The following is a 14,735-nucleotide window of genomic DNA, read 5'->3' on the forward strand; positions in this document are numbered from 1 at the left end:
ATCCAACAAAAGGGAGCGACTATAAAATGAGTTTACTTAAACATGTTAATCCTTTGCAAGGAACCGATTCCATTTACCCCTATTCTAACGGCAACACATTGCCGCTAACCTCCATGCCTTTCGGTATGAATGCATGGGCACCGCAAACAACAGAAGCTGGTGGCGGCTGGTGGTTTAGCCCCAATCACAATCGTTTGGAAGGCATTCGCCTTACCCATCAACCTAGCCCATGGATTGGTGATTACGGTCATATGGCATTTATGCCGCAAACAGGGCCTCTAAAAGTATGGGCACCTGAACGGTCTTCTTCGTTCCGTAAACAAGATATGATCGTGAAGCCAGACTACTTCAACGTTCACCTTCTTCGTTATCAGACGACGTTGGAATTGACGCCGACAACTCGCTGTTCCAGCATGCGTGTTACTTTCGGCCAAGCGGAACAGGCACGTCTTATCGTGTCCCCATTCCCAGGTGAATCCAACATGTCGATCGATGTGGAGAAACGCATGTTGACAGGCTATACAACGGCAAAAGCCGGCGGGACGCCAGAGAACTATCGCATGTACTTCGTGGCGACGTTTGATTGCCCTATTATTGCAGATGAGAGCGGATTGTCTGACCAAGATAATAAGCCAGTAGCTGCACTTACGTTGACAGGCGAACGTGTTGGCGCATATGTCGGACTTCAATTGCCAGACAATCGCATTGTGGAAGTTCGCATCAGTACTTCTTTCATTAGCGAGGAGCAAGCTGTCATCAACTTAGAGCGTGAAATCGGCAGCCGCAGCTTTGATGAAGTACGCGCTTTGGCAACGGAAGCTTGGGAAAAGCAGCTAGGTGTCATTGAAGTGGAAAGCGACAATCAAGATAAGTTGGATACGTTCTATACTTGCTTGTACCGCACATCCTTGTATCCGCATACTACGCATGAATATGATGCACATGGTAATCAAATACATTATAGCCCGTACAATGGCATGATTGAAACAGGTCCAATGTTCGCCGACATCGGCTTCTGGGATACATATCGCACATCATTCCCACTATACAACTTGCTCTACCCTTCCTTTATGAACGAAATGATGCAGGGTTGGGTAAACGCTTACAAAGAAGGCGGATGGATGCCAAAATGGTCTTCCCCGGGTGAACGCAGCATGATGCCGGGCACATTAATCGACGTAAGCTTTGCAGATTCCGTTGCGAAGGGAGTCACTGGCTTTGATGTTGAAAAAGCCTTTGAAGGCTTGCTGAAACATGCTATGACTGCTGCTGCAGATAATCGCTATGGCCGCAAAGGTACAGCGGAGTATGTGAAATACGGCTATCTTCCGGCAGATGTTCATACACATGAAAGTGTGTGCAGCACATTGGACTATGCATACGGTGACTTCTGTATTGGGCAAATCGCGAAATATCTTGGTCGTGACGAAGAATACGCGCAGCTTATGGAGCGTGCAGAGAACTATAAGAAGCTGTACGATCCATCGGTTGGCTTTATGCGCGGACGCTTGCAAGATGGCAGTTGGCTACCGCATTTCGATGCCACAGAATGGGGCGGTGCGTATTGTGAAGGCGGCGCATGGCAAAGTTCTTGGGCGGTTCAGCATGATTTGCTCGGCCTATCCGATATTATCGGTGGACGTGAGAGCTTCAAACAGCGTATAGACGAACTATTTGCAGCAGCTCCTGAATTCAAAGTCGGATCGTACGGCTTCGAAATTCATGAAATGTCGGAAATGGCCGCTGTAGATTTCGGTCAATTCGCCATTAGCAATCAACCGAGCTTCCATATCCCTTACATTTATACAGCATTAGGCTACCCTGCCCTTACACAATACTGGGTTCGCAAAACGATGGATGAATTGTTCAGCTCTCGTCCAGACGGTCTTCCTGGGGATGAAGACAACGGCAGCTTAACGGGCTGGTATGTATTTGGAGCAATGGGCTTGTACCCACTCAGCCCTGGCGTTCCTGAATATGTCATCGGTACACCATTGTTTAAGAAGATGACGTTGAACTTAGAGAACGGCAAACAGCTTATCATTCATGCAGACAACCATTCGGATGCTGCCAACTATGTTGCAGGCGTTGAAATGAATGGAGAAGTCGTATCCAACCTATACGTAAGCCATGAGCTAGTGAAAAATGGCGGCGAATTGCGCTTCAATATGACAGAAACAGCTCCAACTGTTAGCTACGACGAATCCGCGTTGCCTTACGCAATGTCCCGTCCGCGTTCGTATTAATCTTATAAAAATAATGAGCCCTTGTCGATATGACAAGGGCTTTATCATCACTATAAAAGAAAAAAGACTGCCTCAGAAGTAGCACCTTCTACTTCAGAAACAGCCTCATCTCTCACTCGCTACTATTTCAACGGTTAGATCCAAGCCCTAATTTGGATTGGATTAATGCCCTGGCCCCTCTACACCATACTTGCCTTCATCCATAATAGGCACACCATTTTTAATTTTTTGCAGCATTTCATTCCCCTTGGTTTCCCACTCTGACAACGCGCTTTGTGTTGACTTCTTGCCAGCAATCACTTCAAGGAATTTTTCATCACCTAAGTTATTAACATGGTATAAGTCCTGTTTATTTTTATACAAATCACTTAATTTTTGCTCTGCTGGCATAATAAATTTCCCACTAAAGAACGCGCCGATATTGAAATTCTCTCCTGTGGCCGGCTTGAGATGAGATTTTCGTGTTACCATATCATAGCCGCTGCTGCGACTGCGAACTTTCGCCCAATTGTCTCCATTCACATAGCGGACGAAGTCCCAAGCATCTCCTGCATTCGTAGCTTTAGCATTAATGGCAAAAATGTCTTTTAGATGGACTAACCCGGTTACTTGAGGTGCCTCAGCATGAAATGGAATCGTCACAACATCCCATTCGAATGGCTTGAAGTTCTTGATTTTACTTGGGTTTTGCATAGCCGGAATCGTTTCACTGTTAATATAGTTCAAATCTGAAACTGTCATTGCCAATCTTCCAGACATAAACAAATCATACGCGAACGGGCCTTCATTGATCTGCGCGTTATCCGAATTCCATATTTCTTGCCCTGGTACAATTTTATTTTTGAATAGCTTCGACATGTTATCCCACACTTGTAACCACTTATCTGAGTTTACTAGCATTTTCTCTGCTTTACTATCAAATACTTGTAGTTGAAGCGGGTTAATGTACGCATTTTTAATAGTATGATAATTGCTACCATAAGTATTGAAAGAAAATCCGTATTTACGATCTGCTCCCTCACCTTTACTTACGCGCGCTGCTAATGTAAACACTTCGTCCCAAGTCATACCATCCTTAGGAAATTCTACACCCGCATCTTGGAACAGCTTCTTATTGTAGAGTATTGCGCTGGAACTGAACGTAGGTGCCAAGCCGTATACATTTCCATCTCCTAGCTCTTTGATAGCATCATAGACTACAGGTACGATATCAGATGTGTCGAATTTGTCCTGCACGATCCGTTCATCCAGCTTCGCTAGTTTTCCATCTGCAGCAAGCTGTCGGAAGCCGTTAGTATCAGTAATGACAACATCAACGGCATTAGCACCTTCTACTAGTTTATTCCAAGCTACTTTAACATCTGGTGCTTTTTTCTTAGGATCATACTGCTCAAATCTTTGCTCCACATGGTTTATAATAGGAACGAGCTCAATACGTACATTCGGATTAGCCATTTCAAACGCATCAATATATTGCTGCCTAATCATAATATCATTTGCAAAGTCCGATTGAAAACCGATACGCAAAATCCGTTCTTGCCCTGGTGGCACTACTTCCTCTTTTTTCGTACATGCTGCTAGCAGCGGTACGATCAGGGTCAATGTTAATGTCAACATTAACATGTTACGTCTCCATCCTTGTTTCATCTTCTTTCACTCCTCCTCAATCTTCCTTAAACTGTATATTGCTTCATCGCATTTTTGATCGGTGACTGGTATGTTTTGCCTTCTCGATTAACTACTTTACCAAGGAATTCCTTTTTATTGGTTACATAAAAATAAAAAATAAGAGTGTCTTTTGTCATATTTATGACGTAGTGACACTCTTATTACATGCGGTATTATGTTATTGAAGTTGTATTTGATTACCTTAATAACCTGCTTCTAAGTTAACTTCATTTATAAGTGACTCTCCTGACATATAACGACTCACATTGTCTATAAAAATAGCTGTGCAGCGATCATTGTAGCGACTTGATATCGCAGACACATGTGGAGTAATAGTACAGTTATCCAACTGCCACAATGGCGAGTCTTTGGGTAATGGCTCCACATGGAATACGTCTAAATACGCACGCTTGAACTGCTTTTGTTGCAAGGCATGTATAAGATCTTGTTCTACGACAAGGTCTCCCCTGCCTAGATTCAAGAGCACCGCTTCTTGTTTGAGCTGTCGCAGCTTAGCAGCATTCAACCAATTGTCGGTTTCACGAGTAGATGGAGCAATAAGAATCATATAATCCGCTTCATGTAAAGGAAGTTCTTCCGCATCAAATCGATAAATGCGATCAAAGTGCTCCCTTTGTTTTCCTGAGCGATTAATACCCACTGTCTTCATTCCAAACACCTTGCATCGTGCCGCTATCTCTTGTCCGATAGCTCCGGTACCGAACAAGCAGACTGTCTTTCCTTCCAATTCTTCAAAACGAATCTTGTTGTTCCATTCATTGCGCTGCTGCTGCTCGTGAAGCGTTATAAGCTGTTTGGCTTCTTGCAGCATAAGCCCAAATGCAAACTCGGCCATCGGCACTTTATGAGCACCGCGAGCATTAGTCACCGTAATATTTCGATTGGCTATCGTCGTTAACGGTAGCGCATCTACGCCAGAACTAAATACTTGAATCCATGTTAAGTTTGGCATTTTGCTCAACATCTCTTCTGATAGGCCAGTAGAATAGCTAATAAGTACTCCCGTCATTTGCAACTGCTCATCGTCAACATCCAGCAACGAGCGGCAGGTATGAATGTTGATGTGTGGGTAACGAGATACCAACACCTCTATTTGCTCTTCTTTTAAACGAATGGTCGTAAGTATATTCATCGTTCGTTCTCCTTTCGCAGTCAACCTGGAGCTATATCTTTCAGCGTATCATATCAAGTAGAGTAAGTGATAGCTCATCTCTTTATAAATCTGTACATCATTTCTACAACAACAAAACACGCATGCGTACGTCCCTATTATCGGACATGTGCATGCGTGTTGGTTGTGCTGGATTGCTTGGTTATTCTTTTAAAACAAATACGAGCGAGCGCCCAGTATAAGACCCCTCCACTCATGTAGGCGATAACATCCCATGGATCTGTAACACCCTGATGGTATAATGGCGTTACGTATTCCCAGAACAAGCCTACCACAAGTGTAAAGCTTAGAATTCGCCAAACACTGTACAAATTCAGGCGAGCCTGCCCACCTATAGCACTTGCCAAATTCGTAAATGCAACGATAAGGATACCACCGATCACATCATTAAAATGACTATGCAAGAAATAAACATTCCAGCTTGGCTTCATAACTTGATTATTAACGATATATAATAAGATGGCTATTGTCCCAATACCAACATTTATTCGAATGACATGATTATAATAGCGAGAATGACGGCTCCGACCACGCCCCAAAAAGTAATTCCTCCTCCATTTGTTGTTTTTGCTCGTAAAGGTTGACCGCAGCTCGGGCAAGATTCTGCCTGACTCGATACTCTATGATCACATGCTGGACATTGTGTGAGGTACATTTCGTCACTCCTTGTGTATATTTATGATGTATTATCCTATATTCTAGGACGCAAATATTATACCATCCCCCTTACTTTCACACCATAATTCAGGCTATCTATCTCCTTTAACTTGAGAAGATAAAATAAAAAAGCATCCAGCCAGCCTATTTCAGGCTGAATGAACGCTTTGCTTTAATCACGGCAACTAGGGCTCTAACTTCGAGGCAATTTGACGATCGACATAGGAGTTAATGGAAGTAATAATAACAGCAATGGCTGGCACAGCTACGAACATGCCCATGATGCCGAATAATCCCCCTCCAACGAATACCGCCAAAATGATCCATAATGGGCCGACGCCTACTTTTCCGCCCATAATCTTCGGATTTATATAATAAGCGTCCATTTGTTGAACAGCAAAGATGAACAACGTCGCCCACAGTGCCTTGGATGGATCCACCATCAACAATATAAAACCAGAAGCCAACATGCCAACGAAAGGACCAACATACGGAATGATGTTAGTTATCATTACGATTAGAGCGATCAGCAATGCAAATGGCGTTCCCATCAAAAACAGACCGATAAATACAATCGTTCCTATGACTAATGCATCCAGTATTAATCCGACAAAATATTGCGAGAACACGCGATCCACGCTTTTCGTATATTCAATAACACTTTTCGCGCGCTTATCACTCATGAAGCCGTGCAGAAGTTTCTGCGAACCAGCTGCAAACTTCTCCTTGTCTACGAGCAAATAGGCGGATACAATCAGCCCAATGACCAAGTTCAACAAGATGGAAGAGAACGAAACAATCCCACTCACGAGCATATTCAGATTGCTCTGCACGATTTGTCCAATCTTAGTCGTTTTCGTTTGTAAATATGTCTCTACCTCTTTACCGATACCGGACTGGATAAACCAATCGGTTTCAAACACATTAATCCGCATCCATTTCTCCATATCAATAAGAAACGTCGGCAACGCTTGAACTAAACTTGTAATGCTGCCAATCACAGTAGGAATAACAATGGTCAAACCAAGCACAATTGTTCCTAACACAACAGCGTATACAAGTAACATACTGTACATGCGTTGGAAACGAAGCTTAGCCAATACAGTACGTTCCAGCCAATTAATGAGTGGCCTTAGCAAGTAGGCAATAAAAAACGCGATAAAGAATGGCGTGAGCAGTGAAAGTATCGTTTGAAACCATGCCCACATATGCTCCGCGTTATCAATCACCTTATATAACAAAAGAAAAATGATAAACAGCCCGATATAATACAATGTCTTACGATCTTTAAACATGATGACATGCTCCTCATTCCTGATGTTCGGTCCTTTGATACGGATGATCATAAGACTTCTCCTATTTAATCTACCTAATTTTACAGCCAAATGCAAAAGGAGGAGCTTGCTCATCGACAGCTGTTCATTTTACCATTTTTGAATAACGCTTGCTACTCCAATCGGCATAAGACTTCTTCCATATTTGATTCTAAACGCACTTTCCGCATAATATTGCTTCTGGTTCCATATATAAATGGGGCTATTGATTTGAAATGTTAGTAAGTGTTCCCCCTTTTGCAGCTTAACGGTCTGCTTCAATGGATCCCAAGTTACCATTGCACCCACTTCGTTAGCAACAGCTACGCTAAAAACAGAAGTCGCTTTACCGTAGCCAATCTCAACAGGCTTATACGTCTTCATCATTTGTTTTAATTGAGAATATTCCATAACATTTCCATCGAGAACAACCGCCGATATTTGCTGTGTGTGCTCAATACGCTCTAACGGATTATTACGCAACAGGACCATGTCCGCCAGTTTTCCTACTTCAATGCTGCCCAATTCATCTTCTCTGTTCATGTATTGAGCAGGATGAAGCGTAGCTGTCTGCAATGCTTCATGCGGAGTGAGGCCTGCTTCAACGAAGAGCTGTAATTCTTTATGTATAGCAAATCCATATAAAGGCTTCGGTAGATCGAACTGGGAATCTGTCCCTGCCATGATTGGCACCCCAGCGCGATGCATGTTCCCGATCAACTCCAAACTAATAGGATGGTAATCCATAAAAATCTTGCTTATCCTACTTGGATGGTCTAGCTGATCCGTATGCTTGATCCATTCCTTTTGCACCTTTTCAGGAACATAAATGATACTCGAATCTAAACCGGCCTGCCCCGTATAATACGTAAGTGCTAAAGTCGGCACTTGCCATGTCTCGTTTTTCTTTAATAAAGCAAACAACCGATCGGCTTTCGCTTCATCGTAATGCTTGGCTGCTTCAATATCCGACTCCATAAATTCATAGTAGTAAGTCGTCTTTCTAGCATCTGCACGAACCTTTTCTTCCTGATCTGAGGTTGCAAGAAACATACCGATCAAGTGTTCAATACTTTTCAACCCAAGATTCGAAGCATCTTCAGCACGTACACCCATAGGCAAATGTCCTGATACATGTATCCCTTGCTTGTTGGCCTCATCCATAATATGCAGCAAAATAGACTCGGGAATATGAGCATATGGCTTTATAAAGCTTGCTCCATGCCCTTTCATCGCTTGAACGGCTTCCCTTGCTTCTTGCTCCGTTCGAACATTAGGCTCTCGATACCATGGTGGATTGGTATCGAGTATGGAACCAGGATGCATAATTCTCGGAGCCAGCACTCCCTTCGCTAACAAGTTATGCCGTCCTTGAATATCATCCGCTCCAGCCCCCATATCTCTTAATCCAGTGACGCCATTGGCTAGCAGCAGCGGAAATGCCGTCTCATATTGATCATTTAGATGTACATGCATATCCCACAATCCTGGGATTACATATTGCCCAACTGCTGGATACACCTTTGCTCCCTCGGGTATAGGTACGAATTCTTTTGAATCGATACGCGCGATTCGGTTGTTCTCGATAACAATAGATTGATTAGGGATCAGTTCGCCCGATTTAACATCAACAATAGTAACATCCTCAATGACCGTTGTGGCGACAGCTTTTGTTTCCACTTGCTCAAATGTTTTGAATAAAGAGGGCACATATACAACCATTACAAAACAGGTTAAACTTGCAATTACAGCAACCAATAATAGACGACTACTACTATATTTCCCCATTACCATTCACCCCATTTAACAACATTTCGTAACAGCATATTCATATCGTAATCTAACAAGCTTCATACAGTGTGAGCTCCATATTAGTGAAAGGCTCGCACAATTTCCAGACAATATAATCCAATTAATTGAAAATAGATACAAAAAAAAAGACTGCTAACGTTCAAGATAGTATTCTTGATCCGATGCAGCCTTTCCCCATTCTATATATTTTTATTGTTCGTTGTTGCTATTGGTTTTTGTTTCACTGTAAATGACGTCATCTGCTTCCACACCCATTCAAATGGACCTAGCTTGAAGTAGCGCAGCCATACATGAGAGAACATAATTAGGATAACTACAATAAGCAGCCACATGGCAACAGGGAACCATGCAAAGTGTGCTTTGGCGAACCCATGTAAGTTTAGTCCCCAACCGTAGAAAATAATCGAAGCAAGAATATTTTGCATAATGTAACAACTTAACGCCATTTTACCGACCTTTTCAACGCGAGCAGCCAGCCAATTATCCTCCCGCTTCTCCATCAGCTTCGCAATAAGTGCCATATAGCCAAGTGCGAGCAGCGGTGCAAACAAATAGCGCTGGGACATGGCAAACAGTTCGGGACTCGCTATAACTAGCAGATGCAGTGGTCCACCTACACCCACACCCCAGATTAACATTTTACGGCGAATGGCTTTACCCTTTTCATCAGCAGCGAATGCACCTGAACGCATGAGCATGACACCTGTTAAGAAGAGAAGGATGTTCATAGGAATGATGAATATCGCTTCAGCACGGAAAATGAGGAAATGTTCAAGGCGGAACAATACTTGATCCCACCAGCTTCCAGTCGTATATACAGCTGTATCCATCCCCCCCATCCCAGCATCTCCACTTGACATAGCCATCGTCAACATGACCATAAACGCAACATGAATACTTCCAGCAATGATCATCGCCCATTTGATTGCTTTTGTACTCCGCTTAACAATATAAGCAACAATGATAGCAGTGACTGCATAACTCATCAATACGTCATATTCCATGACGAGAATAAAATGAATGAGTCCATCTAAAAATAGCAGGAAAGAGCTCCAAATATAAATGCCTGGCCATGGCCGAAGCTGCCGCTCTGCTTGGCGTCGCTTAATTTCTAACCCGACACCGAACAGAATCGTCAACATCCCTAGAAATTTCCCATTCACGAACAGCGTAAATAACGACTGTACCATCGCTTCTGCACTAGCCCAGAATGGTACTCCTGCTTGCCCCGTAAGAAAATCAATTTCACCTACCGAAGCAAATATCCAAATATTCGTTCCTAACGTTCCAATGATGGCGAATCCTCTCAAGATGTCAAGTAATCGAATTCGCTGCATAACTCCACTCCTCCTATTTATCTCAATCTATTATGTCAAGCCATCTTAGGTCAGCTTCCAAGTGCAGAAGGCCTCCTTCGACAAGCCAGATCATATCTTTATCACTCTGCTCATCTAAGCTGTTCTTGAATTGAGTTAGGCTCAATATCTCTTTAATGACGAGGCTCCGCTGCTGCTTGATCATTTCTTGAACCGCCCCAAACCCTATTTTTCTGGCACATAAAATTTTGAAAAAGAACTCATCTCGCAGCAACGATCGCTCCACAGGCTGCATCAGCCAACTTCTCAGCTCTACTCGCCCAGCTTCTGTAATCTCATACTGCTTGCGGTCCTTTGCATCTTCACCCAACGTCTCTACGAACTCATCTCTAACGAGCCGATCGAGTGTTGTATACACTTGCCCCGTATTCAGCTGCCATTTTTGATAGACGAGCTCATCAAACTGTGTTTTAATCTCGTATCCATGTCTCGGCTTACTATAAACAAGTCCTAGAATGGCATGCTTTACAGACATTTGACCACCACTTTTGCGCTATAATTATGAATCACTTGCTCGTATGCTATTCATATTTCATCGCGTACGCAATGCTCCAATTGACTGCTCGATACGCTGGCAGCAAGCACGCTAACAGGGATATGCCAATACTTGTCGCAGCAGCAGCGAACAGATCTTTCCATGGAATGATGAACTGAATGGGAAGATGAAGATAATATCCTTGAATGACCGTTAAATACATCGAACCCAATCCAACTAAAATACCGATGACAGCTGCTATTGCACCGATGATGAATGCTTTACTAAGCAGCAGCTTCACAACTTGCCAACGGGTAAAGCCTACAGCTCGCATCATCCCCAGCTCTCGGGCATACTCAACTGTGTTCATAAACATAGTGTTCATAATTCCAATTGCCGCAATAAAAATGCTCAAATAAATAATGAGATTAATAATGCCAAATGTCTTCTCTAGCTGTTGCTTAGACAAAAACATAATGTCACTCATCGTCCCTATGCTTTTAATTGGCATATCATGTTTGGCTAGCAATGTTTCCTTTAACAAAGTAGGGTTATCCGTTTCAAGTATAGCCATATTGTTATGTGGAAGCCCGATTGACTCCGCCAACGTACGCTGAGAGACGAATCCATTATTGTTCGCCATTCCCCAACCGACTGTTCCTATGACAACAAGCTTTTTTACTCCACTCGGAGTTTCTAGTTCAAAGATATCGCCCTCCTTACCTCCCCACTCCCGAAATACTTCTCTATCGAGCACAATGGTATTTGGACTCTCTAATAACCTTGTATATTTGTTCAACTCACTACTCAAATCTTGATTCACGATAAAAGATTGTTCAGCGCTGTTCAATTCCAAGAGGCGAGTCCAATGCTGCGTATGCTGAGGCTTCCAAGGTAGAAAATAGCTTGCATACGTGGAAATTTGACGGACACCCTGTATCTGACTTAATTCTTGCACCTGCTCGTTTGATATCGCATTCGCATATTTCACAGTCACAACAGGTGTACTAGACGATTGTTCGAGGTTCATATAGAAAGAGTTTCCTAGTGCACTAATATAAATAAGCATCGTTATTCCGAAGCTCAAAATGGTAGAAGACGTCATAAAATGGCGACTTGTGCGCAGCATTTGTTTTGAAGACATGCTGCCTTCTCTTCCAAATATCAATCGATTCAGTGGTCTTATTGTCCAGTGAACGATCCGAAACAAGTAAGGGAAAATGAGTGCTAATCCTATGAACAAAGGCAGGAACGTTATCATATGATCAATAAATAAACTACCAATAATACAAAGGAGACCGATCATTAATGCAATTTTCCGCTTCGGTCCTTCGCTTTGCTTATCCACTCGGCGAAGTGCATACGATATCGATGTTTCACTTGCTTTTGCTACAGGACTCCATACTGCAATGACAGGCAGCAAAATGCCTGCAATTATAGACAAAATAACGGCCTCTTTCAAAGCCATTTCATACGGCAGTGCATTACCAAACACATTAAGCAGCATTTCCTGTAACTGAATAGCAAGTATAGCTCCTACTCCAATCCCAATTATGCTGCCGATGAAGGCAAGCAGAACAACCTCACGCAAAATATGTCCTTTTATTTGAAGTGAGGTGTAGCCAACCGCTTTCATAATGGAGAAATCTCTTCTGCGTTCAGTAACATTAATATAAACCGTGCTATACATGATGAATGATCCAATTAGTAGGCCTAGCCCACCGATTACGTATAATGTCTGGTATAGCTCTCCCAAACCGCGAACGGCTAGCTGTGTATCTGCAACAGAACGCTGCACATACAGCGCAGGATCGCTAGATATCGCTCGTTCAAGGCTTCGTTTGACTTGATCCGATGAGACTGACTTATCGCTTATCAGCATAACAGCGTGAACTTGTTCATCCACATTAGTTATTTGCTGAGCAACAGCAAGCGGCACAAAGACGTCTACCGGATATAAACGATCTCTCGCTTGCCTCGAATTATTCAGTTGCGATGTATTTTCAATGATTGCTGCAACTTCTAAGTATGAAGAAGCATTCGGCGATGTTGCCTTCAGATAAATGCGATCCCCTACATCCACTCCCCTTAGCTGTGAAGTAACTTGATCAATAACAAGCCCACTAGATGTGAATTGACCCTCAACCACCTTCAGATCAAGAACAGGACTCGCCAAGTCACTCACGCCAATGAGTCGTATATTTTCAAAGGGAACCTCTTGGTTATCTCCTTCTATTCGATCAAGCGGTCGAACGAATGCCATTTCTGCTACAGCAGATTCCACCCCATTAGCAGCTTGCAGCTCCTTCACCCAACGTTCGTCAAATGCTCCCTTTTCACTCGATACCAACCAATCAAATCGCCCAAACGCATCCACAGTGAAAGAATGGATCCATTTATTCGTGGTTTGTACCATACTAATCGTCGCGAGCGTGGACGCTACTCCAATTACGATAGCTAATATCGTCAGTATGGATCGGACTTTTTTATCTTTTATATTCCGCCATGAAACTCGCCAGGATTGCATCCGTATCGCCCTCCTCGCGCGTGGTATCAGATTGGACGCTACCATCCTTAATCATTATGATTCGATCCGCATAGCCAGCAGCTAGTATGTCATGCGTAACCATAATAATGGTGTGACGCTCTTCTTTGTGGAGTTTGGTAAGAAGCTGTAAAATTTCAGTCCCACGCTTGCGATCCAAGTTCCCTGTAGGCTCATCAGCCAATATAAACCGAGGATTTGCGGCCAGGGCACGGGCAATCGCGACACGCTGCTGCTGCCCACCACTCAGTACATTTGGGAATTGCTGAGCTTGATTCTCTAATCCCATTAAAGTAAGCAGCTTCAGTACTCGTGTTTTGATTTCAAGACGGGAAACATGGTCTGCTTCCAAGGGCAGTGCCACATTTTCTTCAACAGTTAGCGTCGAAATAAGCTGATAGTCTTGGAAGACAAAGCCTACATTGCGCCTGCGGAACAACGTTCGTTCCTTCTCCGACAATTGATGCATGGCAATATCGTCAATAAGAACCTCACCTTCCGTAGGGAGATCAAGCCCGCCGATAAGCTGCAACAAGGTACTTTTCCCAGCCCCACTTGGTCCCATAATTGCAACGAATTCACCTTTTTGAATTTTTATATTAAGTTGATGCAGCGCATGAAATGGCTCTTTGCCATTTATAAATGTTTTCGTTACTTGTCGAGTAACAATCATCATTCTCAACTCCTGACTGTGCCACAGCTTCATAAATTTAGTAGTATTCAATGGGCTGTTGTTAGACAGCACATATGGATCACCCCAACAGCTTAAGCGCCACAATAGCTCCGATAATTCCAAATATAAATAACATTCGCAGTACATTTCTCGGCTCTTTGAACAAAAGCATACCAACAATTGCACCACCTACTGTGCCAATACCCGTCCATACGGCATAGGCAGTAGATAGCGGAATCGTCTTCAGTGCTTCTAACAAAAACGCAAAACTTATCATAAATCCGCCAATAAGGATGACATTATTCATAAAGTTGTCTTTCTCAGAGGCCCTCTTTATGCCGATAATTCCAATGACTTCGAAGCAGCCAGCTATAATTAAATACATCCACGGCATTACCCTTCACTTCCTTTACTCGTTACTTTGAGCCCGATAATACACAACAGAAGGAATAAAATAATGCCTACTCTAGCTAAGCTAATCCCGTTAGAAACAACGGCCTCCACGACTACGGTGCCTACTGTACCAATACCAGCGAACACCGCGTATACCGTACCGACAGGAAGCACGGAGGTTGCCTTAATAATAAGGTCAAAACTAATGATTAATGAGATAATTACCGCGAACATGGGGACCGCTTCATATTTGAAGCCTGAAGCCCACACGATCTCTAATGCCCCTCCTAATAATACATAGAGCCATGCTTGATTTGTTGATAAACGTTTTTTGTTACTCACTTTTACAACCCACCCATCTGGACGATTAGAACTATATACTGAG

13 protein-coding genes are annotated in these 14,735 nt (G+C 43.1%); 1 reads left to right on the forward strand and 12 read right to left on the reverse strand.

The genetic code is table 11. The features are described 5' to 3' along the window. Nucleotides 1–26 precede the first annotated feature (26 nt). A complete protein-coding gene (locus IFO66_RS03555) occupies nt 27–2,246 on the forward strand; it encodes a GH92 family glycosyl hydrolase (protein WP_192023822.1) in 2,220 nt (739 codons plus the stop codon). A gap of 162 nt (nt 2,247–2,408) precedes the next feature. Here IFO66_RS03555 and IFO66_RS03560 read toward each other — a convergent pair whose 3' ends face one another. The 12 genes from IFO66_RS03560 to IFO66_RS03615 form a co-directional block, all read right to left on the reverse strand. Then, complete coding sequence (locus IFO66_RS03560) at nt 2,409–3,893, reverse strand: ABC transporter substrate-binding protein (RefSeq protein WP_225445477.1); 1,485 nt, start codon at nt 3,891–3,893, stop codon at nt 2,409–2,411. Nucleotides 3,894–4,116: 223 nt separating this feature from the next. Then, a complete protein-coding gene (locus IFO66_RS03565; protein ID WP_192023823.1) occupies nt 4,117–5,067 on the reverse strand; it encodes a D-2-hydroxyacid dehydrogenase in 951 nt (316 codons plus the stop codon). Nucleotides 5,068–5,204: 137 nt separating this feature from the next. Continuing rightward, nucleotides 5,205–5,645, reverse strand: coding sequence for a hypothetical protein (locus tag IFO66_RS03570; RefSeq protein WP_192023824.1), 441 nt, complete (start codon nt 5,643–5,645; stop codon nt 5,205–5,207). Further along, the gene (locus IFO66_RS24310) at nt 5,591–5,761 is read right to left on the reverse strand and encodes a zinc ribbon domain-containing protein (protein WP_192023825.1); all 171 of its coding nucleotides are present in this window, start codon (nt 5,759–5,761) and stop codon (nt 5,591–5,593) included. Before IFO66_RS24310 ends, IFO66_RS03570 begins: the two co-directional genes overlap by 55 nt. A 187-nt stretch (nt 5,762–5,948) precedes the next feature. Then, nucleotides 5,949–7,058, reverse strand: coding sequence for an AI-2E family transporter (locus tag IFO66_RS03580; protein ID WP_192023826.1), 1,110 nt, complete (start codon nt 7,056–7,058; stop codon nt 5,949–5,951). Nucleotides 7,059–7,187: 129 nt separating this feature from the next. Beyond that, complete coding sequence (locus IFO66_RS03585) at nt 7,188–8,864, reverse strand: amidohydrolase family protein (RefSeq protein ID WP_192023827.1); 1,677 nt, start codon at nt 8,862–8,864, stop codon at nt 7,188–7,190. 203 nt (nt 8,865–9,067) lie between these two features. Further along, nucleotides 9,068–10,225 (reverse strand): DUF418 domain-containing protein, encoded by a 1,158-nt coding sequence (locus tag IFO66_RS03590; RefSeq protein WP_192023828.1) that lies wholly within the window; start codon nt 10,223–10,225, stop codon nt 9,068–9,070. Between the two features lie 22 nt (nt 10,226–10,247). Further along, on the reverse strand, nt 10,248–10,739 hold the full coding sequence (locus tag IFO66_RS03595; protein WP_192023829.1) for a PadR family transcriptional regulator: 492 nt from the start codon (nt 10,737–10,739) through the stop codon (nt 10,248–10,250). Nucleotides 10,740–10,785: 46 nt separating this feature from the next. Continuing rightward, complete coding sequence (locus IFO66_RS03600; RefSeq protein WP_192023830.1) at nt 10,786–13,266, reverse strand: FtsX-like permease family protein; 2,481 nt, start codon at nt 13,264–13,266, stop codon at nt 10,786–10,788. Further along, on the reverse strand, nt 13,226–13,957 hold the full coding sequence (locus IFO66_RS03605) for an ABC transporter ATP-binding protein (protein ID WP_192024248.1): 732 nt from the start codon (nt 13,955–13,957) through the stop codon (nt 13,226–13,228). The genes IFO66_RS03600 and IFO66_RS03605 overlap by 41 nt, the downstream gene beginning before the upstream one ends. Before the next feature lie 79 nt (nt 13,958–14,036). Further along, the gene (locus IFO66_RS03610) at nt 14,037–14,351 is read right to left on the reverse strand and encodes a DMT family transporter (RefSeq protein ID WP_192023831.1); all 315 of its coding nucleotides are present in this window, start codon (nt 14,349–14,351) and stop codon (nt 14,037–14,039) included. Beyond that, the gene (locus IFO66_RS03615; protein ID WP_192023832.1) at nt 14,351–14,692 is read right to left on the reverse strand and encodes an SMR family transporter; all 342 of its coding nucleotides are present in this window, start codon (nt 14,690–14,692) and stop codon (nt 14,351–14,353) included. The genes IFO66_RS03610 and IFO66_RS03615 overlap by 1 nt, the downstream gene beginning before the upstream one ends. Nucleotides 14,693–14,735: the final 43 nt, after the last annotated feature.

It is taken from the genome of Paenibacillus arenosi (assembly GCF_014841135.1).
GTDB classification, from domain to species: Bacteria; Bacillota; Bacilli; order Paenibacillales; family Paenibacillaceae; genus Paenibacillus_B; species Paenibacillus_B arenosi.